24 protein-coding genes and 1 tRNA gene are annotated in these 21,823 nt (G+C 61.1%); 11 read left to right on the top strand and 14 right to left on the bottom strand.

Annotated elements, in window-relative coordinates; all coding sequences use genetic code 11:
* Positions 1-44 precede the first annotated feature (44 nt).
* Positions 45-1,859, bottom strand: a complete 1,815-nt coding sequence (locus AC1DX4_RS02215) for a methyl-accepting chemotaxis protein (RefSeq protein ID WP_477218754.1) — start codon at positions 1,857-1,859, stop codon at positions 45-47.
* Between the two features lie 397 nt (positions 1,860-2,256).
* Here AC1DX4_RS02215 and AC1DX4_RS02210 point away from each other — a divergent pair, with 397 nt between their 5' ends.
* From AC1DX4_RS02210 to AC1DX4_RS02195, 4 genes are all read left to right on the top strand, one after another.
* Entirely contained in the window at positions 2,257-3,150 is an 894-nt protein-coding gene (locus AC1DX4_RS02210; RefSeq protein ID WP_477218753.1) for a D-alanyl-D-alanine carboxypeptidase family protein, read from the top strand.
* Between the two features lie 431 nt (positions 3,151-3,581).
* Positions 3,582-4,508, top strand: coding sequence for a DUF1003 domain-containing protein (locus AC1DX4_RS02205; RefSeq protein WP_477218752.1), 927 nt, complete (start codon positions 3,582-3,584; stop codon positions 4,506-4,508).
* 373 nt (positions 4,509-4,881) lie between these two features.
* A tRNA-Arg gene (locus AC1DX4_RS02200) sits at positions 4,882-4,958 on the top strand.
* Positions 4,959-5,076: 118 nt separating this feature from the next.
* Entirely contained in the window at positions 5,077-5,829 is a 753-nt protein-coding gene (locus AC1DX4_RS02195) for a DUF5131 family protein (RefSeq protein ID WP_477218751.1), read from the top strand.
* Here AC1DX4_RS02195 and AC1DX4_RS02190 read toward each other — a convergent pair.
* From AC1DX4_RS02190 to AC1DX4_RS02175, 4 genes are all read right to left on the bottom strand, one after another.
* Positions 5,826-6,650: a three-Cys-motif partner protein TcmP gene (locus AC1DX4_RS02190; RefSeq protein ID WP_477218750.1), complete on the bottom strand. Its 825-nt coding sequence runs from the start codon at positions 6,648-6,650 to the stop codon at positions 5,826-5,828. The two genes, AC1DX4_RS02195 and AC1DX4_RS02190, sit on opposite strands and share 4 nt — an antisense overlap.
* Positions 6,651-6,689: 39 nt before the next feature.
* Positions 6,690-7,118, bottom strand: a complete 429-nt coding sequence (locus AC1DX4_RS02185; protein ID WP_477218749.1) for an N-acetyltransferase — start codon at positions 7,116-7,118, stop codon at positions 6,690-6,692.
* Positions 7,119-7,152: 34 nt separating this feature from the next.
* The gene (locus AC1DX4_RS02180; protein WP_477218748.1) at positions 7,153-7,404 is read right to left on the bottom strand and encodes a hypothetical protein; all 252 of its coding nucleotides are present in this window, start codon (positions 7,402-7,404) and stop codon (positions 7,153-7,155) included.
* A 263-nt stretch (positions 7,405-7,667) separates the two neighbouring features.
* Positions 7,668-7,883 (bottom strand): hypothetical protein, encoded by a 216-nt coding sequence (locus tag AC1DX4_RS02175; RefSeq protein WP_477218747.1) that lies wholly within the window; start codon positions 7,881-7,883, stop codon positions 7,668-7,670.
* Between the two features lie 89 nt (positions 7,884-7,972).
* Between AC1DX4_RS02175 and AC1DX4_RS02170 the strand changes: the two genes are divergently transcribed.
* From AC1DX4_RS02170 to AC1DX4_RS02155, 4 genes are read left to right on the top strand one after another with little or no spacing between them, the layout of a single operon-like run.
* Positions 7,973-8,857 carry an ATP-dependent DNA ligase gene (locus tag AC1DX4_RS02170; RefSeq protein WP_477218746.1) on the top strand — a complete coding sequence of 295 codons (885 nt, stop codon included), beginning with the start codon at positions 7,973-7,975 and terminating at the stop codon, positions 8,855-8,857.
* Complete coding sequence (locus AC1DX4_RS02165) at positions 8,832-9,041, top strand: hypothetical protein (protein WP_477218745.1); 210 nt, start codon at positions 8,832-8,834, stop codon at positions 9,039-9,041. Before AC1DX4_RS02170 ends, AC1DX4_RS02165 begins: the two co-directional genes overlap by 26 nt.
* 13 nt (positions 9,042-9,054) lie before the next feature.
* On the top strand, positions 9,055-9,288 hold the full coding sequence (locus AC1DX4_RS02160; RefSeq protein WP_477218744.1) for a hypothetical protein: 234 nt from the start codon (positions 9,055-9,057) through the stop codon (positions 9,286-9,288).
* 24 nt (positions 9,289-9,312) lie between these two features.
* The gene (locus tag AC1DX4_RS02155; RefSeq protein ID WP_477218743.1) at positions 9,313-9,534 is read left to right on the top strand and encodes a DUF768 domain-containing protein; all 222 of its coding nucleotides are present in this window, start codon (positions 9,313-9,315) and stop codon (positions 9,532-9,534) included.
* A gap of 191 nt (positions 9,535-9,725) precedes the next feature.
* Here AC1DX4_RS02155 and AC1DX4_RS02150 read toward each other — a convergent pair whose 3' ends face one another.
* Positions 9,726-10,418 carry an SOS response-associated peptidase gene (locus tag AC1DX4_RS02150; protein ID WP_477218742.1) on the bottom strand — a complete coding sequence of 231 codons (693 nt, stop codon included), beginning with the start codon at positions 10,416-10,418 and terminating at the stop codon, positions 9,726-9,728.
* Positions 10,358-10,720, bottom strand: a complete 363-nt coding sequence (locus AC1DX4_RS02145) for a hypothetical protein (protein ID WP_477218741.1) — start codon at positions 10,718-10,720, stop codon at positions 10,358-10,360. The genes AC1DX4_RS02150 and AC1DX4_RS02145 overlap by 61 nt, the downstream gene beginning before the upstream one ends.
* Before the next feature lie 121 nt (positions 10,721-10,841).
* Here AC1DX4_RS02145 and AC1DX4_RS02140 point away from each other — a divergent pair, with 121 nt between their 5' ends.
* A complete protein-coding gene (locus AC1DX4_RS02140; RefSeq protein ID WP_477218740.1) occupies positions 10,842-11,051 on the top strand; it encodes a hypothetical protein in 210 nt (69 codons plus the stop codon).
* The gene (locus AC1DX4_RS02135; protein WP_477218739.1) at positions 11,052-11,513 is read left to right on the top strand and encodes a hypothetical protein; all 462 of its coding nucleotides are present in this window, start codon (positions 11,052-11,054) and stop codon (positions 11,511-11,513) included. It abuts the gene before it with no gap.
* Between the two features lie 336 nt (positions 11,514-11,849).
* Here the strand turns inward: AC1DX4_RS02135 and AC1DX4_RS02130 are convergent, their stop codons facing one another.
* The 5 genes from AC1DX4_RS02130 to AC1DX4_RS02110 all read right to left on the bottom strand — a co-directional run bounded on the left by AC1DX4_RS02130 (position 11,850) and on the right by AC1DX4_RS02110 (position 17,841).
* Complete coding sequence (locus AC1DX4_RS02130) at positions 11,850-12,305, bottom strand: Ros/MucR family transcriptional regulator (protein ID WP_477218738.1); 456 nt, start codon at positions 12,303-12,305, stop codon at positions 11,850-11,852.
* Between the two features lie 106 nt (positions 12,306-12,411).
* Positions 12,412-13,707 carry a hypothetical protein gene (locus tag AC1DX4_RS02125; RefSeq protein WP_477218737.1) on the bottom strand — a complete coding sequence of 432 codons (1,296 nt, stop codon included), beginning with the start codon at positions 13,705-13,707 and terminating at the stop codon, positions 12,412-12,414.
* A gap of 180 nt (positions 13,708-13,887) precedes the next feature.
* The gene (locus AC1DX4_RS02120; protein ID WP_477218736.1) at positions 13,888-14,301 is read right to left on the bottom strand and encodes a Rap1a/Tai family immunity protein; all 414 of its coding nucleotides are present in this window, start codon (positions 14,299-14,301) and stop codon (positions 13,888-13,890) included.
* Positions 14,298-14,630 (bottom strand): hypothetical protein, encoded by a 333-nt coding sequence (locus AC1DX4_RS02115; RefSeq protein ID WP_477218735.1) that lies wholly within the window; start codon positions 14,628-14,630, stop codon positions 14,298-14,300. The genes AC1DX4_RS02120 and AC1DX4_RS02115 overlap by 4 nt, the downstream gene beginning before the upstream one ends.
* Before the next feature lie 61 nt (positions 14,631-14,691).
* Positions 14,692-17,841 carry a hypothetical protein gene (locus AC1DX4_RS02110; protein ID WP_477218734.1) on the bottom strand — a complete coding sequence of 1,050 codons (3,150 nt, stop codon included), beginning with the start codon at positions 17,839-17,841 and terminating at the stop codon, positions 14,692-14,694.
* Between the two features lie 1,129 nt (positions 17,842-18,970).
* Between AC1DX4_RS02110 and AC1DX4_RS02105 the strand changes: the two genes are divergently transcribed.
* Positions 18,971-20,074: a tyrosine-type recombinase/integrase gene (locus AC1DX4_RS02105; protein ID WP_477218733.1), complete on the top strand. Its 1,104-nt coding sequence runs from the start codon at positions 18,971-18,973 to the stop codon at positions 20,072-20,074.
* 544 nt (positions 20,075-20,618) lie between these two features.
* Here the strand turns inward: AC1DX4_RS02105 and AC1DX4_RS02100 are convergent.
* Positions 20,619-20,930 (bottom strand): hypothetical protein, encoded by a 312-nt coding sequence (locus AC1DX4_RS02100; RefSeq protein ID WP_477218732.1) that lies wholly within the window; start codon positions 20,928-20,930, stop codon positions 20,619-20,621.
* On the bottom strand, positions 20,927-21,493 hold the full coding sequence (locus AC1DX4_RS02095; RefSeq protein WP_477218731.1) for a hypothetical protein: 567 nt from the start codon (positions 21,491-21,493) through the stop codon (positions 20,927-20,929). The genes AC1DX4_RS02100 and AC1DX4_RS02095 overlap by 4 nt, the downstream gene beginning before the upstream one ends.
* Between the last annotated feature and the right edge of the window lie 330 nt (positions 21,494-21,823).

Below are 21,823 nucleotides of genomic sequence, written 5' to 3'. Positions count from 1 at the left end.
TTGGCGTCCGTTGCGCAAGCACCGCAGCTCGCATTTCGCATCAGCTACTGCCGCTTGTATTCCCGCACCGGCGATTTCGTGCCGTCGGTGTAGGTGACCTGCACCGACATCGATTTCACGCTGTCGGCGACCTTGAAATAGCCCTTGGCGTCGTAGGGGATGGCGTAGGGGTCCTTCTTGTCGCAAGGCGGTATCTCGAGCGACTTGTCGAGCGCGGCGCCGTTCAGGCTGTAATGAACCTCCTTGATGGCGCAGCGGTAGGACAGCATCTGCGTGAAATAGACCAGGCCGTGATTGCCGCCGGAGTCGAAGGCGATCCACGACGTCCAGAACTGGTCGAGGATCTGCTTGTCACCTTGCTGCAGGGCGGCATCCGGATCGAAGCGTATGTCGAACGGGCCGGTCTCGCGGCCTCTGATGTCGAGATACTTGATCGCGATCGTGGTCGCCGTGGTGCTGTCGGGCAATTCGAAGCTCGGATTGGCCATCGGCTTGCCGGTGGTCTGGTCGTTCATCGCCAGGAAGCCGGTGTCGGTGAAGGGACCGCTGCTGCCGAGGCGCCAGGAGATCGCGGTCGCCGGCTCGGGCAGCGAAATGGTCATCGACCAGCCCTGGTTGGAGCGCATCGGCGTCAGCGAAGGCGCAAAGCGCGCGGGGTCGAGCACGTCGCCAAGCGCCGCCAGCCGGCTGCGGCTGCGGTCCAGCCAGTCGGCCAACTGCGTCTGGTCGACGAAATATTTGAGCAGCCCGCCGTCCTTTTCGTAGGAGACGAATTTGGTCAGCGCCTGGGCTTCGTTGCGCTTGTCGGCCAGCGTCTGGCTGCCGAGGCGGTCTTCCGAAAACTCCTGCGCCTTGAGGTAATAGGCCGGCGCGTAGTCGGGATTGGCCGCGATGAAGGCGTTGAGCTTGTCGAGCCGCTGCGCATCGTCGAACTGCAGCAGGTGGACCAGCTTGATCGACGGCGCCTTGGCCTTCTCCGCCAGTTGCCCGAACACTTCGCGGGCGCCAGCCTTGCCGTCCTGCACCCGAAGCAGCGTGGCAAAGCGCGTATAGGGGTCGATGGCGTCGACGTCGAAGCCGGCAAAGGCGAGGTAGGAGCGCCGCGCGTTGAGCATGTCGCCGGACAATTCGTAGACGCGGGCATTGTGGTAGAACTCATCCGGCCGCTTCGGCTCGGCGATCGCCCCGCCCTGCGCCGCCAGCTGGGCAAACCCCTTGGCGATGGTGTCGATCGAGGCGGCGATCTGTTCGGTCGTCGCCTGCAGTTTTTCCGTCTGGGCCTGCTGCTGTTGCTGGCCGGCGGCGAGCGTCTCGGTCGTCTGCTTGACCGCCTCGACTGTCTTTTGCGTCTGCGCCCCCTGCTGCGTCTGTTGCTGCTGGGCGGACGCGATCTGGTCGGTCTTCTGCGCCACCGTGTCGGTCGATTTCTTGACCTCTTCGACGGTTTTCTGCGTCTGCGTCACCGTCTGCTCGATCTTCGCCACCTTCTCAGTGACGATGCCGATCGACTGCTGCAGCTGCGCGATTGCCGGCACCAGGCCAGCGATCACCCCGTTTTGCGAATTGGTCTCCTGCTGCACCGCATAGACACCGCCGGCGACCGCCGCCGCACTGGTGGCGAACACCAGCGCCGGCAGCGCCTTGGCCGCCAGCACCAGCCGCAGCACGATGGCAATGGCGATGATGGCCGCCGCTACCGCCGCGACCAGCGCGATATAGGCGGCGAACGGCGCCAGCGGATTGAGCACGTCGCCAACGGCGCCGCTGATGAAAGCGACGCTGCCGGCCCATTTGCCGGTGCGGCTAAGCGATGCCTTGATAAGCGAGGGCGCTGCGCCCCCGGCCCCGATGTCAGTCATGCCACCCCCCAAGCCAGCCGATACCACGCCCCTTCCCACAGGAAACGCGGTTTTGGCAAGGAAAGACAGGAAACGGGCGATTTCGGGGCGGCCTCGCAGGCTTTTCCTCGCCCCTGCCGAAGGCGGGGGAGAGGTGGCCGCGAAGCGGCCGGAGAGGGGGCCTTCGTAGGGCGCCGTCCGTTAAACGTTCCGATCATCTGTCGCTGTCGGCGCAGCCCCCTCTCCGTCTCGGCTTCGCCGAGCCACCTCTCCCCCACTTTTGTGGGGGCGAGGAACCCAAGTCCTGCGAGGGCTCGACAATCCCTTGTATGACCGCCATTAACCAAATGGACGCATCAGTCGCGTTACGTTAGCTTCGCCTCATCTCAGCAACAGCATCGCCAGAACAGTCCTGCCCTTGTCCAACCTGCGTCCCTTTCCGCTCCTCCAGAGAGTTTTCGTCGCCCTCGGCCTGTTGCTGCTGGTCGCCGGCTGCTCGACCACGACCCCGCCGGACTCCGTGCTGACCGTGCCGGCGCCGCCGCAGAAATATGCGGCTATCGTCGTCGACGCCAAGACCGGCAAGCAGATGTTCGAGGTCAACTCGACGGCGCAGCGCTATCCGGCCTCGCTGACCAAGATGATGACGCTCTATCTGCTGTTCGAGGCGATGGAGTCCGGCCGCGTCACCAAGGAAACGCAGATCCCGGTCTCCGACCACGCCGCCTCGCAGCCGCCGACCAAGATGCGCTTCCGGCGCGGCGAGACGATCGATGTCGATTCCGCCATCCGCGCCATCGTCGTCAAATCCGCCAATGACGTGGCGGTGGCGGTCGGCGAATATCTCGGCGGCTCGGAAGACCAGTTCGCCGCCATGATGACCTCCAAGGCGCGCTCGCTCGGCATGTCCAGCACCACCTTCCGCAACGCATCCGGCCTGCCCGACGACAGCCAGATGACGACGGCGCGCGACATGGCGGTGCTCGGCCTGGCGCTGCGCCAGCGCTTTCCCCAGCATTTCCACTATTTCTCCGAAAGCGACTTCATGTTCCGCGGCAGATTGGTGCGCGGCCACAACGACATGCTCGGCCGTGTGCGCGGCGTCGACGGCATCAAGACCGGCTACATCAGGGCGTCGGGCTTCAACATCGTCACCTCCTACAATGCCGACGGCCGCCAGCTGATCGTGGTGGTGATGGGCGCCGACTCCGCCCGCCAGCGCAACGACCATGTCGAGGCCCTGATCCAGCGCAGCCTGTCGCCGACGACAGATGGAACCAAGACCAGACTGATGTTTGCCGAGCAGCAGTGAGGAGTGAGCCGCGAGGAGCGGAGCCACCCCTCGCTTCGTCATCCACGGGCGGAGCAAGGAGCGCAGCGACGCAGCGCAGACCCGAGGATCCATGCCGCGACCTCCGAGCGCTGCCACGGTTCAGAATTCTGCACCGCTGCACCCTTCGACCAAGGTCGCGGCATGGATCCCAGGGTCTCCGCGACGCCGCTGCGCGGCTGCTTCGCCCTAGGATGACGAAGTTGGGGACGCCTCGGCCAATCGTGAATGTCCTTGATAGCCCAGCGCGATGAACCCGTGAAACGCCCCCAAAGAACCCGCAGCCGGCTATTGTTTCACGACTGTCACGCAATCGTTGGGAAGCCATGGCATAGGCTGCGAAAACCGACGGTGGATATGCCCCGCCACCTCGGCGTATCCTCATATTCAGCGCCACAGCAGGAGCCCGCACCATGAGCACTGTCCCCAAAACGCCAGAGCAGAAGGCGGCGGACAATGAGAACGACAGCGGCGGCGAATATTTCGAGGCGCCGACCACTGAACAAGACCTGCACGAGGTTTCGGACGAGCATTTCGACACGCCCGAAGTGCCGGACTCCGAACCATCAGGCCCCGGCGCATCGCGGATAAAGGCCAGGAAAAAACCGTCGGCGATCTCAGGCCGCAAATTCCGCAAGCGCGATCTCGTGCGCATCGACACGCTGCGCCCAAGCCTCGCCGACCGCATTCATTCGGACCACCCGGACCTGCCCAAGGGCGCCCGCATCAGCCGCGAGGAGCTCGGCCGCTACCGCATGCGCTACATGGAGGAACTGCTGCAGCAGGAGCACGGCGAATTCTCCGAGCTCGACCGCCAGGTGGTGGAATCGATCGCCCGGCAGGACACGATTTCCGAAAACTCGGAGGAGGAGTTCGAGGAGCACCGCACGTTCCCCGACCGCGTCTCCGACAACATGGCCGCCTTCGGTGGCAGCTGGTGGTTCCTGATCTCCTTTGCCAGCGTGCTGCTGGTCTGGATCGGCATCAACCTGTTCGAGGGTTTGAATGGCGCCTTCGACCCCTATCCCTTCATCCTGCTCAACCTGCTGCTCTCCTGCATCGCCGCCATCCAGGCGCCGATCATCATGATGAGCCAGAAGCGCCAGGAGGTGAAAGACCGCCTGCGCTCCTTCAACGAATACCGCGTCAACCTCAAAGCCGAGCTCGAAGTGCGCCATCTGCACGAAAAACTCGACTACCTCATCTCGCGCCAGTGGACGCGGCTGGCGGAGATGCAGCAGATGCAGCTCGATGCGATGAACGAGCTTGCGGGGGCGAAGAAGGTGAAGCGGGCGGTGCGCGGGGTGCGGAGAAGGACGGTGAAGGGAGAGGCGGGGTAGTGATGCCTGAAGGGCAGGGAGCCTGCGAAGGGCTGGATGCGATCATGACAGCGAGCTCGCGATCGGTTGCCCGGTGACGGCAATTATGCTATAAATTCGCCCATGGTGCTGATTTGCGCCAGCGACCCGCCGCCGAGGCGGGTTTTTCGTTTCAGGCGCCATCTTCCGGCAGGCTTGTGCACCTTGGCTTCTCGGATTCTTCGAGAGGGGCTTGATCAAGGGACGTCCATGGCATCAGCAATGCCGAAAGCGCGTTAATCCGAGTTTCCCGCCTTGCAGCCCGCCAATTGCCCGTTGAAGCCCGCGCCGGCTTCCGCTAAGAAGCCGTGACTTGCCGGTTCACCGGCTGGTTCGTTTTCCGGAACACCGGGAAGCACCCGTAGCTCAGCTGGATAGAGCGCTGCCCTCCGAAGGCAGAGGTCACAGGTTCGAATCCTGTCGGGTGCGCCAATAAAATCAATAGGTTAAGGCTTGAAGTGGTTCCCGTCCCACATTCGTTTCCCACACAGGGGCATAAACGGAATGTCAATCGCCATCGATTAACCATTCTCGGGCTGGAGAATTTGATATGGCCGAGACGTCGATCGAATGGACGGACGCGACGTGGAACCCGGTGGCGGGTTGCACGATCCTGACTGCCGGATGCACCAATTGTTACGCGATGCGGATGGCGGCGCGCCTCGAAGCGATGGGCATGGAGAAATACCAGGGGCTCACGCGCAAAACCGGCGGCCGCGCAAAATGGACAGGCAAGGTCGTGACTGACCCGAAGTCTCTGGCGACCCCCGCCTCATGGGCGAAGCCGCGCCGGGTTTTCGTCAACTCGATGTCGGACCTGTTTCATGTCGATGTGCCGGCTGACTTCATCCGGCAAGTCTGGACCGTGATGGAGGAAACGCCGCGGCATACCTACCAAATTTTGACCAAGCGGCCTGAGGTCATGGCGAGCGTCCTGACCCGCGGCGACTTCCCGGTCCTGCCTAATGTGTGGCTGGGAACCAGTGTCGAAGATAGCCGCGTGCTAGATCGGCTCGACGACTTGCGCCGCGTGCCCGCCGCGATCCGCTTCGTCTCTCTCGAGCCGCTGATCGGTTCCGTCGCCGGCGCCAATCTCAAGGCAATTCAATGGGCGATCGTCGGCGGCGAATCTGGACCAGGCGCCCGTCACATGGATCCGCGCTGGGTTGACGAGATTGAGACAATGTGCCGCCGTAGCGGGACGGCATTCTTCTTCAAGCAGTGGGGTGGTCGCAACAAGAAGGCGACGGGCCGAACGCTAAACGGCCGAACCTATGACGAGATGCCGACGGCCACAATTTAGAAGAGCGATCCCTGCCTAGACTTGTTGGAAGCCACTTTCCAAAACGCGTGCGCAAGTTGGTGCCGTGCGACCAATGTCAGCCAATATAGGTGTTGACCTCGGCTGCCCGTTATAAGCTCCATGTCTGTTGAAGCGCCGATTCCTAGGCTCGCGACCTTCTGCTTCCAAAAGCTAAACACATCACGACGAATGGCTGGTTGCGACTGTCTCAGATCCACAGCCGATCTCCAGCCGGGCGCAAACGTGTCGAATGCCGACTGCTGCGCCTTCACGTTGATACCGAGGTTGCGTTGAAGGTCCATCTTGCTCACGTGAACCAAAATGTCGATGTACCTGAGTTTCGCCAGTTCCTGCATCACGCCGAAGTCGAATGACGCCAGATTGTAGGGGTCGAGAAACGCGAAGTGCAGGCCTTGGGGCTTAAGCCTCGACATCGCCGCATGGATGGAAATCGCTGCATCTCCGCGAACTTCTATCACGGGCGCTTTGAGCCGCCGGAGGCGTTGAGCGGCAAGACCGCGGCGCTCGTCATCTGCATCGGCGATGATCACCTCAGAGAACGGCGTTCCTCCGTTGACGCTGGCAGTCCAGGCCGCAACACAGCTGCCATCGATAAACTCGCCCGTCCGTCGGACCTTTGCGCGTCCAGGGCCGCAGAAGAGATCGATGTAGGTAGCACCGGCTTTCCCTGGGTCGAGCCATTTCGAACGGACGCCTCTGGAAATGTCGACATAGCGCGATAGCGATTGATGCTTGTCTTTCGCCCATGCGCCGACCTCTTCGACCTGAAGGCCGTCATCGCCGTCTACCAGTTCCCCCACCGCAAACGCCCTCCCGCGCTCCTCGCCTAGACCAAAAGGCTAGGTGTTTCCGAACAGATCGTTGATTGACCAGATCGGCAATATCATCAGCGGGAATTGGTCTTCGTCTGGCGCTACGGCGAAACCATATTTCTTATAAAGCGCGGTGGTCTTGTCATTCAGCGAACGCAGGCCGACGCCGTAGAAGGCCACGTTCTGCGATACCCAATAGGCGCGCCGAAGCGAATCCATCAACAGGAGCGTGCCAAGGCCGCAATTCTGGCACGTACGCTGAACAGCCAGGTATTGAAGATAGATCAGTGGAACGCCGCTTCCCCAAATTTGGCGGTCCTGCTTGCCGGCAAGCTTATTACGATCTTCGCTGGAGAACGAGAGCGAGTAGAAGCCCATTGCCTTCTGATTACCGAGCGTATGGGCGATGAACAATCGCGCTTTGTTTTGCTCTGACCACTTGGGGGATTTGCTCACCCACTTGTCGATATCGGACTCACCACAATTGAATTTATGGATGGCGTCCTTTGACGAGAGTGGGGAGATGCGGATTTGACTCAGGTCCAAGGAAGGTACCGGTATCGTCGTTGTAATTCTTTTGATAAAATTCGTAGGCCTTACGCAATTCAGGCGTGACGCCGTTGTTGGCGTTATAGACCTTCCTACAAAATTCGTAAGCTTCTTTTTCAGTCTGAAAGACTGGCTTCGGCTTGCTAGGCCCGCCGTGGAAGAATCTAAGGATATCTCTAAGGCTGAATGCCATTTGGTTTTCTCGTTGGTGCTGGCCCATACGGAGCACTACGAATCACCTGTCAAGCGGCCATAGCACATTAATCACCAGTTTCAAGCGTACCACAACGCGAACAAAACCTGAAACCTGTTCCTATTGGAACTCTCGGGATGGTTACTTGTTCCGGGGACGTGGCCACTCGGGGCCGTCGGCGCCGTCCGCCGGATCATCAACTGACGACAGCCTTCTGTGCCCATTCATTCAATCAACCCGCTGGCTCCGGCCCGCGGGCTTTTTCATTTTCGTCGCGGGAACTCAAGGACCTTCGCCTCGGGCTCGGGCTGCAGCGGATCGTGGCCCGGCTCCTCGTGCCAGAACACCTGGCGCAAATCGCGCTGGTCGACCTTCTGACCGCAGTTCGGGCAGTTGTAGAAATGGCCCTCTTCGCGGATCAGGTCGCCGCCGTGCAGCTTGCCGGGGATAGGTGGGCCGAGGTCGGATAGCTTCGTCATGACCGATCGAACTTCCAATTCGTCTAAAATGTTCCGGAACTATTTTAGCACATGCTGATTGAATCGCGGTTTCGTGTTTGAGTACCAGCATGCGTTTGAAGTTCGTCCCGCCTTTGATGCCGACCCTTGTCGAGCAACCGCCGGAAGGCGACGACTGGATTCACGAGGTCAAGTTCGACGGGTACCGATCGCAACTGATCATCGATGAGGACGGCACCAGGATCTACACGCGCAACGGCCACGACTGGACGACGAAGTATCGCGACCTGGTGAGGGAGGCTGCGAGCCTCGGCGCCCAAAGCGCTATCGTTGACGGCGAGATCATTGTACTCAACGACAAGGGCCTATCCGACTTTGGTGAGTTGCGAAAGGCGATCACCCGCCGGCAGCACGACCTGTACTTCGTTGCCTTCGACCTTCTCCACCTCAATGGCCACGGTCTGCGCGACATGGCGCTGGAGGAGCGGCGCGAGATCCTGGCCAGCATGATCGAGCCCGGCGGCCGGATACAGTTCAGTGAGCCTTTGCCGGGCGAAGCGAAAGCAATTTTCCACCTGCTCGACCAAGCCGGACTGGAGGGCATGGTCTCGAAGCGGCGTGATAGCAAATACCGCAGCGGACCGTCGACCAATTGGCTGAAAGCGAAATGCTACTCGATCGATGAATTCGAACTACTCGGCGTCGAGCGTGAAGCGGGCAAACCGGCCTTTGCCCTGATGGCCGATCGGGAGACCGGTCGCTATGTCGGTTCCGCCTTCATCAATTCGAGCCAGGCGATCCGAGAGCGGCTTTGGAAGAGGGTCCAGGAGCACGCCGGGCCGGCGCCCAAGGGCATGAAGCGGCCGGCGACGCAATGGGTCAAGCCCGGCATCATCGGTCGGGTAAAGCACTTGCGTGGCGAAGAGGATCTGCGGCACGCTTCGCTGCAGGACTTCAGGGAGGAAATCGATGCCAATACGCACCAAGGCGAATGAGGCCGGCATTTTCGACCCATCAGAGTTGGCTCTGCTCGCCAGGGTCTTTGAGCATTTGAGGCTCGACAATCAGCAGCCGGAAGCGCGAGCCGCCATGGCCTCCCGTATCATTGCCAACTACATGGCCGGGATCAAAGACGAGGCTGAACTTGTCTCGCTTTCAAAACAGCCCTTGGGGCGTTAGCGGGAGGAAGACAGTGGCAGTCGCAAAGAAAGACCAGGAACGCGCCAACTATGCCTGGATGTACGGAGCACAGGCGCGGAAAGACGGCAAAGAGCGTGACGTTCCCGATTTCTGGCAGCAGCATGCCGACGTTTGGCTAGAGGGCTTCGACGACGTGCCCGGGGGCGGTCAGGTCAAATCTGTTCGCCCCGATATGGAAGCGGAGGTCGACGAGGCCGCCGTTGGCAACCCGGATGCCGGAACCTAAGCGACTGGCCGAGCTTATCGCGTCATGAGCACACGCGGAATCAACTTCCTGGACCGATGGCTGGCCAACAACGTGCCCGAGTCGACGAAGGCCGATGTCATCTCAGTCGACGAACTCACGCACAAGCTGATCGCCGACGCGAAAGCCCTGGGGATCAAGCGCATTGAGATCGACGAAGAAGTGGACAGCCTCTATCGCACGATCCTCGACGCGATTGTTCACTACGAGCCGGGTTTGCCCGAGTAGCCTTCGCTAAAGGTGCCGATCGCCTTCTGCGCGATGCTCGAAGCAAAACCAGTGCGGTTCACTGCGCGGACGCGCGAAGCCCCATCCGGCGACCGCGCCGCAACCGTGATGCTCGCATGTGTGGCCGAGCACTCTGGCGCGGTCGCGCGTCATTGCCGTCATGCCTTCGGGGAGTTTGAGCGGTTCGTCACTCATAGCGGATTAATCGGCCCGACCAAGGCAGGGTGGTCGTTCGGCTGCTTGTTGATGACTGTCGAATTGACGTCGCGGCCGACGCGATTGAACTGCAGTTGCCCGTCGATATCGTGGCTCAGAACGTCCTTCAGATAATCCTTCGGCGTAGCCGGGTCGAGCCAAGCGTCATAGTAGGCCGGGTCGAGAATTAGGGGCTGCCGATCGTGTAGGTTGTTCATCGGATTGCCGGCCGGCTCGGTGATTATTGTGCAACTCGTGATGTCGAGGTTTGAGTTGTGCGCCCAGAGACCTGCAAACGAAAAAGGCGCGTGGCCGGGCAGATAGATGTGCCAAGGGTCTTTCTTGCCGTCGGCCGGCGAGATTGTCCACTCGTAGAACCCGTCAGCCGGGATCAGGCAGCGCTTCGATTTGAAGGCGTCGCGAAACGCCGGTGCGGTGTCGACACCTTCAATCCTGGCGTTGAACATGGCCGCCTTGGGCATCTCCTTTGCCCAAAATGGAACGAGCCACCAGCGACCCTCACGCAAGCGGTGATTGCCGTCCTCGCCGGCCGTAACGAAAGGCACGTCCTGTGTCGGCGCGATGTTGTAGCGCGGCTCGTCATTGCGGCCGGTCTCTGCCGGCGCCGTTAGCCGGTAGAGCCGGTGGATTTCCGACCAGGAGAGATATCGGGTGTAACGGCCGCACATGCATCAATCATCCAATTCGAGGAAGAGATAGTTTGCCGGCACTGCATCCGGGGGCCAGTCGGCGCAGCACGCGGCGATAGCGGCCTTTTGGCCTCCATCCAGACATCGGCTGCTTTATCCTCTTCCGCGGTGGGTTCTTCATCCGCGGCAAAGCTGGCATCATCCCAGCCCTCCAGCGCAGACATTCCATCGGCAGCCTGTGCGGCAGATATGCCTGTCGCGGCAAACACGGCCATGGCCGCCTCGATGCCGCGCTTTTGCTCTTCCGGCGAAGCGTTCTCGATCTCCAAGCGAAGCTTCATCGCGTCGCCTCCTGTGGCTATCCTGCCGACAGTGAACAAAAAGAGAACACAAGAGTCAATACCCCTTGACCTGACAGGAATATGTTCCCTATTCCTCTCCGTATCTGAGCAGGAAAGGGCTATGGGAAAGCGCCAAAACGCGCCGGCCGGCGAAGCTATGTCGGAACTTGAGTTGGCGGCCCAGCAGGCGCTTGCTGCTGCCGACGGCGATGCTGTGGTTGCCTTGCTGAACGTCCTGGCCAAGTGCGCGTGGCTCGAGCGCGAGCTTGCCCTGTCGCGCGCTGCGGTCTCAAGCGGATTTTCCCGCGGCTGGCACAAGGCGCGTCCCTAGATGGTGGACACAGCCGAGGACAATTTCCGGATCGAGGTTTGGGATAGCGAGGAGAAGACTCACCTCGAAACGATCTGCCGGTCTCCGGATGCGATGGTCAGCCAGGCGGCATGGCAAGCGGCGATACGCCGTCGGCCGGGCATGCTGCTGATCCACTACAACAGCCGGCACGTTATGGAAAAGATCCTGACGCCAGGCGAGGTCAAGATCCCGCCTCAGACGATCATCGACGGAAGCGTCTATGCAGGGCTCGACGTCTCGCTAGGTGATCTGCGCGAGTGGCACAGGTTGCGAGCCTGGTGCAAAAACTGTTCTCATCATGCCGAGGTGAAGGCGGCAGCACTCATCCGGCGATATGGCAAGGACGCGCTGTTCAGCACCGTCGAACCGGCGCTTTTTTGTACGAGTTGCAAGAAGGGTGGCCCGGTCCGGCTGGAGATCCACAAGCTGCCGCGGGGATAGAAAGGCCGGCGCCTACAGGGGGGCTGTTGGGTAAAAGGCACCGGCCGAGCGGACAATCAGGTCCGCCGCATTTCAGGGCATGACGGATTCTTGGGGGCGACGATATGGTGCGATCACGGAAGCTCGCTACGGCTGGATAGCGCACGCAGTAGCCGGTGCGATCCCTAGAAAACCGCACCATCGCGCGGCCATCTTATGAACAGCGGATAATCGCCATGAAAAAGGCCGGCGCCCTCGATGGGAGGTTGCCCGAATGGCGCCGGCCCGACGGTCCTAATCAGGTCCGCCGCACCTTAGACATAGCTGAGTCGTTCCGTTACGTCAGGTGGAGACGAACTACGCTCTGGCTTTCCGCTTCGCAGGTGCCTTCTTGGCTGGCGCGACGGGGGCAGCCTTGCGGCCGAGCCCAATCGATTTCGCCAGGATCGACCGCGTTGCGGAATAATTCGGTGCCACCATCGGGTAATCGTGAGGCAAGCCCCACTTGGCGCGGTATTGGTCGGGGGTCATGCCCAGCAAGCCGAGATGGCGCTTCATCGATTTGAATTTGCGTCCATCTTCCAGGCTAACGATGTGGTCTGGAAACACCGACTTCTTCGGGTTGACCGCAGGTGTTTGCGGCTCAACGGCCGGCGTGATCGGTGAGCCAAGTCCGGAGAGGGAAACGTGAACCGACGAGATCAGATCCGCCAAGTTTGAGACTGGCACCGAATTGTTGCTCACGAATGCCGAGACAATATCAGCGGTGAATTCGATAAGTTCGATAGCGTTCTGGTCTTTCTGGTCCGGCATTTGTTCGTTCGTCCTAGGTGAATTGCGGGGGTCTCCTGTGATGAAGGAACCTGGAGGTCGATGCAAGCTTGATGCGATGCCGGCGGCCCCCAAAGGTTGGCGCTCCCTAACTGCTCGCAATGATTTTCCAATTGGTGGCATTGCTCACCAACAGCGCCCAGGCCCCCGCGGTCGCCGGCAAAATGGCTGTTCCGGCAGCGCCGCCGGCTCTCGGCACGACGTTGGAAGTAGCAGACGTCAGGGTCTGCGCCTGTTCGCTGTTGAAGAATAGTTCACGCCCTGGGAAGGACGCCGCAGACGGAAGAGTCGCGACACAACCGCTTCCTGATTTATTGTTGATCAGATGGTTTTCGGTCGCCGCGACTGTGAAGTCGGCTGTCTTCGTGACCGGCGCGCCGCGGGAAATTGCCCCGGTGAACGTGGCCAAGCCGTCGTTGCCGAGCTTCAGAACTTCGGCGAGCGCCGTTGAGCCGTTGAGTGTCGTAAAGAACCGGATCTGCGTCCCGTAATTGCCGGCCGACCAGGTTTGCGCAGCCTCGAGCAAAAAGGCCGCGCCTTGGGCGGCACTGGCGAAGCCGGCGCCATCGTAGCCATAGCCCCTGAAACCCAGGAGGGTATCGCCAGACTGCGTGGCCGTTGGCGTGACCCTGGTGCCTCTTGCCTTGCGCCCAAAGAAAACGGGCGCGTTGGCCGTGCTTGCATACCTGGTCGCACGAAACACCCCATTGCCTTCTTCGAGATCGATCTCAAGGGCAATCTTTGTCCCGCCGGGGTCGGATATCTGGATCAGTTGCGAGTCGGTGAACGTGTTAGCGCCAGGACCGACGGGGCCGCTTGGACCGGTCGGTCCCGTTGCGCCAACTGACCCGGCTACTCCCGTTGGACCCGTAGGGCCGGTCAATCCCGTGACGCCAGTAGGTCCCGTTGCACCGGTCAGGCCAATGACACCGGTCGGACCGGTAGCACCCGTGAGCCCGGTTACGCCCGTCGGACCGGTGGCGCCGGTCAGTCCGGTCACGCCCGTAGGCCCTGTCGAACCCGTGATGCCGGTCGCGCCCGCGGGGCCGGTCGCACCGGTTGACCCGGGGGCGCCTTGTGGGCCTGTCGCTCCGGTCGCTCCCACCGCGCCTGACGGCCCCGTCGCGCCACCACCAGCCGGACCGCTCGGCCCGGTGGGTCCGGTCGCGCCGTCGCCGCGCAGCAGCGCCAAAACCGCCGGCGAAAGGCTGTCGGGAGTGACGATCTCGTTGTTGAGCGCACCGTCGGAGCGGCGCACATCGGCCAGAGCGTCGATGGTGTCGTCGACCCCGCGCACCAGCTCGGCCAGGTCGTTGTCGAGCTGCGATCCGTAGGGCAGGTATTGATAGCTGAAATCGATAACGGGCTTCTCGGGATTCGGCATCTTACATCACTCGCAACACGGCTTCCCGATCGGTGCCTTCCGCTTGGGGACGACAATTTCTCAACAATGATGAGATCGATTTGGAAGCTGGTTGATCGAAGCCCTGGTTAGCCAAGGCGGGTGATGCGAATGCCCGAGTTTCGCGCGGTTCCGGCGGATTTAAATTAGCACAGAATCAGATTAGGGGCAGGGGAATTTCTCGGCTAAGGCCTGCCTTACGAGGAAGTAAGCACCTAGACTTCGTTTCTCGGGGCGCTCATCAAGATAGCGGGCGACGACTTCGACCGCGTCGTTGGCGTTTACTTCTTCGGACAAACAAAAGCGGCCGATATTTTCCACCGGTGGTGCACCAAGTGAGGCCATTACCCCGAAGTGGTCGATAACGCCGACAACGAAACCGTAGCACTCCCCGGCGCCCCAAGATTGCTCGCTGAATTTGGCCACGCCGGTTCGTCTGACTTCCATAAACGCCCTGCAGTCTTTGGTCAGAGCCTCGCCCGTCATGTAAAGAAGAACGGGCGCCGCCTTGGCCACGCCCGCGACGATGAGGAAACCGCAACAGAACACTAGTTTCAGTGAGCTGCCTCGTCTCATTTCACTGTGGCTCGATAGACCTTCAATTCGCCATACGGAGTCGGCTTGCCCAGCCCGCATTCCCAATCAGAACGGGCCAAGCCGGGGTCGCCGTGCGCGTAGGCTGCGCCATTGACCCAATCTCGACAAGCGCCGACCGACTTTAGGCCGGCTTGTTGCTGAACCTCATAGAGATTGCCGCGGTTCGGGTAGTAGAAAGCGTCAACCGTTTCCCAAGGTGCGGCATCATCCGGCCACAAATAATTGGCCACGGTTCTGGGCGGATCGCCCAAAACAAACCAGCCGCCCACCAACACGACCACCAGGAACAACCCGCCGCCGTTCTCCATATTTTCGCCCTCCCAAGGAGGCCACAATCGCGCAGGGCGGCATATCCCGCAAGTGCAGGTTTCAACGTGCCCCACGTGGGTCAGCAAGCGTGCCGCCCGTCTGCAGAGCCGAGCGACCGGCCGCAGCCCCGAAGTTGATCTTCGGGCTGGCGTTCGCCGCGGCGCGGATAAGATCCACGGAAGCCGGGTCGATAAACAAATCGGCAAGGCTGCTCAAGTTTCGACGAAGGGTGGTCCGCTTCACGGCGTCGCCCGCCTTTACGTATGTAGCACCGAGCGACTTCACGAGCCCTGCCAAAGCGCCTGCCGGCGACGAGCCGCTCAGGCTGTCATTGATGGTTCGATTGAACTCGGTCGCGCTGCCGATTTGCTTCCGTCGGCCGGTTGCATGGAGGACTTCTAGAATCTCCGGCAGGACAACTGCTGCCTTCCCTTCCGGCAGAGCACCGACAACAGCTTTCAAAACTTCTTCGCGTTGCGCGTTGCCCGCAACCTCTTTCCGGAACTTTGCCCCGGCGAATTCCCGCGAACCCTCTTGGGTCTCGGTCGCCGCTTTGCTGTAGCGATCGGCAAGATTCTGCCGAACCAGCGAGGACGCCGTACCGGGATCCTGTTGCGCAATGCGCTTCAACGCGTCCGCCGTCTCCTGGGCGGATCCTGTCATTGGATTTTGCGGCAGGACCGCGTTGCTGGCAGCAGAAGTGTCTTTCGCCGCGGCCACCTGCCCGAGCGGGCCGGCGCGCACCGGGGCAGTTGCGGCGTTGGTGTCGACAACGCGCCGCAGCCGGTCGGCGACCGCGGGGAACTGCGAAAGCATATCCTGGTTATCGCGCAGAGCGATTGCGAGGCGATCACCATCCACGACGCCCTTTGCGTTCGTCACGGTGTCCAGAATTTGTGTGGCCAAATGGTTTTCGTAGGCGATACGCGCTTCGGTCGGCGCCACGCCTTTAAATGCCGCTGCCGCGGTCGGTCCGCCCGCATCGATCGCGCCGGGCACCTTTTCGATTGGCGTCGCAAACGTCCGGTTATGGGCATCGCGGCGAACGACGTCGGCGATGGCCGGATTCTCGAATGGCGCCAGCGGCGCGCTGGCTGCGCGGAAGCCTTCTCGTGCATGGGCGTATTCCGGGACGCTTCCGAGCGCCTGATCGAGATGACCTTGCACGTTGCGCAGCGCTTCGGCCGTCTGGCCGTCACCGTCCTGCACGGCTCGCGAGATCATCCCATTGATGTTGCCGCGCAGATTGTCGAGCCCGGTGACACCAGTGTCGGCGCCGTTCGGTCCCATAATGTTGCTGCGCACGGTCGTTAGGGCGTCCGCAGTCGTGCCACGGGCGTTCGAAAGGGCCTCGTCGATGTAGCGAAGCACCGGACGCGGATCGACTTGAATGGCCTCCTGGCCCGTGCGGCTCTCGAGCGCGATCGGCTGCGGCGGAACGTCAACGCGTGTCGGCTGCATGGATGCGGCTTGACCTGCCGCTTCGCCGCCAGACGTAGGCCGGATCGAATATACCGGACGGTTTGCCGCAACGGCTTCTGGCTGCAAGCCGGGAACCTCGATACCAGGCTGCGCGGCGCGTGCTGCGGCGTAGTCGCGATCGCCCAACGCGTCCCGCATGCCGTCGCGGCGTTCGAAGATGTCGCGCAATGGCTGCTGAATAGCCTGGCCGGCCTGAAGGGGAGTCGTCCGCGGTCCAGCGCCGAAGATGGCATCAACAAGGTCTTGCCCTTCCGGGGTCGCGGCAATGGCCCGTTCAGCGGCATTGGCCGCGCGAGGGCCAAGCGTCGACGGTTGCGCGCTCTGCGGTCCGATCTCATCCAGCATACTGCCGACGGCACGGTCGACCTGGCCGGGCCTGGCGGCGAAGAAGGCCGCAGTGCGCCCACGGCCGGCAACCGAGCCTTCAACGACCCGCTGAAGGTTCGGCAATGCGCTGGCGCCGCCGGTCGCTTGCGCTATCGCTTCCGGGCCAGTCAGCTTAACCCCCGTTTGATTATTCTGGAGACGTTGAGCGGCGGCCCACTGCTCGGGCGTCGTGCCTTCGGTGGCGCGGCGCAACTCCGCTTCGGGCGCTTTGAAGCTCCGAACTGAGGCCACACCAGCGTTGCCGAACAGCGCGCCGAGAAAACGCATCATGCCCTCATAGGGCGTTCCTTCAGTCGCTTGGCCGGCGCCTTCGGAAACGACTGCCGGGGCGACGACGTTGCCAAGCGCTTCTTCCGCGTAGCGGCCGGCTTTGGCCGCGATGCCGGGAGCCGAACGCGCGGCTTTGCTCGGCAAGCCGCCCGGCGCCATGAATTCGCCAACGGTGCCTGCGACCTTGCCGAGCGTCGTCTGCGGCTTGTGCAGCACGGCGTCCATGACCTCGCGCGTCTTGTCTTGGGCATCGTAAATGCCGGTTCGCACGTCGGCTTGGTCGTTGCCGGTGACTTTCTGCAGGGCGGTGTTCACCAGCCCCGTCAGCGGGTTGATCATCATGTCCTTGAAATGGTCATGCTCGGGACCGGGAACGGCCGGATCCATGCCGAGCGCGGAACGGATCGGGCCTTCGGCCTTGTCGTAGAGCCAGCCGCTCGCATCGCTCGCCATGCGGTTGAGCGACACCGGCGCCATGGCGGTTTCGACGATGCCACGCGGCACGCCGGAAACGAAGGATTCGCCGACGTCCTTTGCGGTCGAGATCGGCTGTTCTGTCACCGGAATCCCGGCAAACCGGGGCTTCGGCTGCGCTTGCGGGTCGACGGTGACTGGCGTTCCTGCGAAACGAGGCATCACGGCTTGTGCTTTCGGCAATGAAGCAAGCGCGTCCGAAATCTCCGCGTCGGAGAAATCGTCAGGAAACTCGACGCGCTGGCCCTCAAATTCGACGACCTTAAAACCCGCAGGAATCTCGCTCTGCTTGGCGTCCGGGAACGCGCTCCAAGGATCGGCCGGCGCCGCGGCTGGCGCGTCGGGGAAGCTCGCCCAAGGGTCAGCACCAGGCAGGGGTGTCTTGGTGCTAGTGTTGGCGAATTTGGTCCATGGGCCTTGCTTGACGGCAGGAGGGTCGAACTGGTCGAAGACATTGGCGGCAGGGGCGTCGAACTGATCAAAGACGTTGGCAGCCGGCTGATGCACCACCCGAAAACCAGGCGGAGTATCGCTCGACTGATACTTCGTCCAAGGTCCGGCAGCAGGAAGGCGATCTTGTTTCGCGTCGGCTGGCATGGGGGCGCTCCAAGACTTCAAGAACCGCAGCGCCGATCGGGCGCGAAAAAGAGGTTCGTTGAGAGGGGCCAAGCTGAGGCTCGGCGGTGGCGCGGGCGCCCGAGTTCCGCAGTTTTTCCGGCCAGCCAATCATAGCGAAAGTTCGGCACGAATGCCAGTGACTTTGCGGCCGGTCGGGATGTCCAAAAGTTCCACGGCGGCGCAAATTCCTAGCGTCGTCCGCCGAGGATCCCGGCCCGCGCGTTGGACTATACCGGGGGGTGACACCGGCCCCGGCCAGGGTGCGCCGCCGGGGCTGCGTTCGGCCTTTGCCGCGACGCGCCGGTGCGGCCCGGCCGGCGCGCCGCGCACCGGCTGCCGCTCGGGCAGCTCGCGACACCCCCCACCAGGTGGATTGTTTGAGCGTCCGAAGCGCGCCAACAGTGTTACTTACACAGTGAACGGAGAAAGGATTTCAGATAGTTAGGCAGGGTTCTTGGTAGCGCATTGATAGCGGAGGGCCAAAATCGGCCAAAAAACCAGAGACCAAAACGCGAAAAAGGGGCGCCCTGGCGCCCCTTCGTCTTCTTCTCTGTTTTCGAGCGTCAACCGGCCCGTGCAGTTCTTAACCCGCCGACCAGTTCTTTTGCGCGGCGCCTGATCAGTGGATTAACGCCAAACATAGCGTGGTCTTCGATTTTCTGGGTAAACGCTTCAACGTTCGAAGCGTTTGCCCTCACCGCCTTGCGGAGGGCAGAGCTGGCGGCCCAAAAGGCTGTGATCTCTAGTGACCTGAATTCGTTTGTCATGTTCACTTGCTGTCGCTTTCTGCCGAGATTCAATCGGCGTACGGCGCCCCGGGGTGAATCGACCGACAGCTTCGGTCTTCACACGCCTTTGGGCTTGCGCCTTGGACATTCGCGCGTGACCCCGGGACTAAATTTGAAAATAACTGTATACCAGCGATTCAAGCTGTGAGAGCACACTACAGCAATTCCGCCCGGCGTCAACCGCCTTTTTTAAAATGTGGTCAAACTTGTCAATAGATGTCGTTTGTCATTCTTTACATCAACTCTGCATTTGAAATTAATATTGATAGAACGAAAGTGATATGGCAAATTAAGAGCCATCTTTAACACCGATATCGCCCGTGACTACTTCAACGCCCTATCTTAGACGCGCCGAGAACGGAATCTGGTACGTCCACTGGACCGAAGACCGGATCGGCAAACGCGTCACCACGCACGAATACGACATAGTAAACGCGCGGAAGATTTTAGGCGCTTACCTCCTGGAAGGCGGGCCAACAGCATCCCCCAGGCTCTCGAAGATTTGGGCGATCTACTGCGAAAAACATGTGGCTGTTAAATTGGCTTCGCCAGACACTGCGCATCGCGCGTGGAAACAGCTCTTCCCTTATTTCGGCTCACTGCGAGCGGCCGATCTCAACCAAGATGCGGTTGACGAATACGTCACAAAGCGGACCAGCGGACGTTTAGGGCGGAAAGTTACACCGCAGACCGTCTTATGCGAGCTGGTGTATTTACGCGCCGCGCTGCGGTTTTGCGCCGATCGCGGCTTCGTACCATCAAAATACGTGCGCAAACTGGAGTTGCCCGAGCCCGGAGAACCGCGCCAACGTTGGTTACGGGACGACGAAATTGCCCGCCTCAAAGAGGCCGCCAGGGCGCACCGAAAACAGAAAGGCGGGCGCCGCGGGCACCGGCTTTCTCGCATTGAACGCTTTATCGCTCTCGCGCTGGAGACTGGAGCGCGGCAGCAGGCGCTACTTGACCTCACGTGGGACCGGGTCGACTTTGAAATTGGCACGATCGACCTTGACGTTCCTGGGCGCCGCAAAACCAAGAAAAGGCGTGCAACCCTGCCAATCTCGGACGCATTGTTACCGGTTTTGGAGAGGGCGTATTCAGAGCGTAACTGCGACTTTGTACTCGACAATCAAGGCGCCATCTGGCCGGGGCTTCAGCGCGTTGCCCTCGACGCCGCACTGGTGGTGGATGAGGGTAACAGGTCGAAAAAGCGTAAGAACCCGAAGGCCACCGGGGTATCAGCCAATGTTTTCCGACACACGGCGGCGACCATCATGGCACGCCACGGCGCACCTATTTTCAAGATCGCAAAAATACTCGGCAACTCGCCGCGGATGATTGAGCGCGTGTACGCAAAGCACCAGCCCGAAGACCTGCGGGAAGTGGTGAATTTGATATCAAACGATCCCAAAAAGGCGAAGTGATATTCGAAAACGCTGCACTACTGGGATCTCCGGCGCAAACAACGCGGAGACGAGGCGGCGTAGCCGCTTCGGCGAAATTCGACATGCCCGCTTAAACTTGCTAGTCCAATCTGCGAGGGGTAGGCAAAATGAAATCGGCGCAAGTTCTGATCGTGTTAGCGCTGCTGTCCGGTTGTCAAACTGGCGCTGAGTACGATGCGCAAATACAAGCGGCCCTCGATAGTCGACTTTCCGCTTACCAGGGCGCCACTATGGCCGAATTCACCGCTCGGACGGGACTGTTACCCTCCAACATGTATCCGGTCGAAGGTGGGCGTGTTTTCGTAATCGTGGGGCCGCCTGTATTTCTCACCACTCCAGCTACGCAATGGACCCCTGCGATAACGCAATCTTCCGCGTGTCAGTTGCTGGTGCGGACAGTGCCGATCGGGCAAGAACCGACCGCTGATAATTGGAAAATAATAGGTACTCAGCGGAGCGGACCGTGCAACAACCTGCCTGTCTAACCGACGATCGTGTTCGCGTGCCAAGCTCGGCTTGACGATCAGTCGAAAACGCCGTCGTCAGCGGCACGACGGCCGGCAAGATCCCGCTTCAACGTATCGAGTGCGTCGACTAGCTCCTCCGGGCTCATCTCTGCCTGCGACTTCTCGGGTCGAGCGGCATCCTTGCTGCTCGTCGAGATCATGCCAGCGGCGCGTAGCAATGACGTCCCCGCCGTCGCCCTGGCGGGAGGCGGCGCCTTCGCATCACCCGCCACAGCGATCAATGAATCGACTGCGACCTCGATGCCGATCGTCTTTAGCTTGTGGCTGACGCGGGCGAAGGCCTCACGCTCTTTGTCTTTGGAGCTCATCCGAAAACCCCTTTCCTAAATTCCATCTCGAGCAGTTCGGCTTTCAGTTCGTCGATCTCTGTCTGAAGAGCCTGGACCTCTGGCGAGGGCGCCGGCGGCTCCGTAGACAGCAGAATGCGAGTTTCCTTCGCCTGGCGTCGATATTCGCGTTGACGTTCGCGCGCGGCCGCGCTGCCAGGCTGATGGGCCTTTTGCCATGCCCTGTATGCCGCCAGCTCGCCAGGCGTCATGCGCTTGAGCCGCTGTGCCCGCTTCTTCGCTGCGCGATCGAGACGGGCCAATTTCTTGTTCAGTTTGGCGCTCGCGTTCGGGGCGTCGCGGTGCGGCCAAACGGGCATGTGGTAGCCATCGCCGGAAGGAACCGCTCCCCCGTGGTAAAAACAGCGTCCGTTTGCCATGGCGATTTGAGCGCATGGCCCCCCGTGGCTCTTCGCTTTGGCGCCGCATTTCGGCTGGAGATGGCGCCTTGCGTTCCAGACGCGCAACGATGCACGCCCCACCGCGATCTGCTGCGCCGAGCCGCGCCAACCGCCCGCATGCTTGTGGGTGCCGGCGCGTCTCAAAGCCGCCCCCCGGTTATGCGCACATGAGTTATCGGGTTTTGACGGCGCACCCCGCCACCTCCGGACCTTCTGTCCGGTCCAAGCTGGTCCAACCGCCTTTCGCCGCCTGGACCGCTTAACCCATTGAAATATAAGGGCTGGTCCAAGTGGTCCAGGTGGTCCGGGTCAAAACGGTAAATTCGTTTCACACGCGACATGCGTGCATGTGTCTCGTGTATGTCGATATGAGAATATTTCCGTCCTATATCAATTTCATTTTTTACTTGGACCACTTGGACCACCTGGACCAAGCCTTGTAGCGCAAGGGTTTCGTGGTCCACATTCGGTCCA

This window comes from Mesorhizobium sp. P3_A8 (assembly GCF_056402995.1).
The sequence above is the reverse complement of the archived record's forward strand: the minus strand, read 5'-3'. Positions and strand labels throughout refer to the sequence as shown.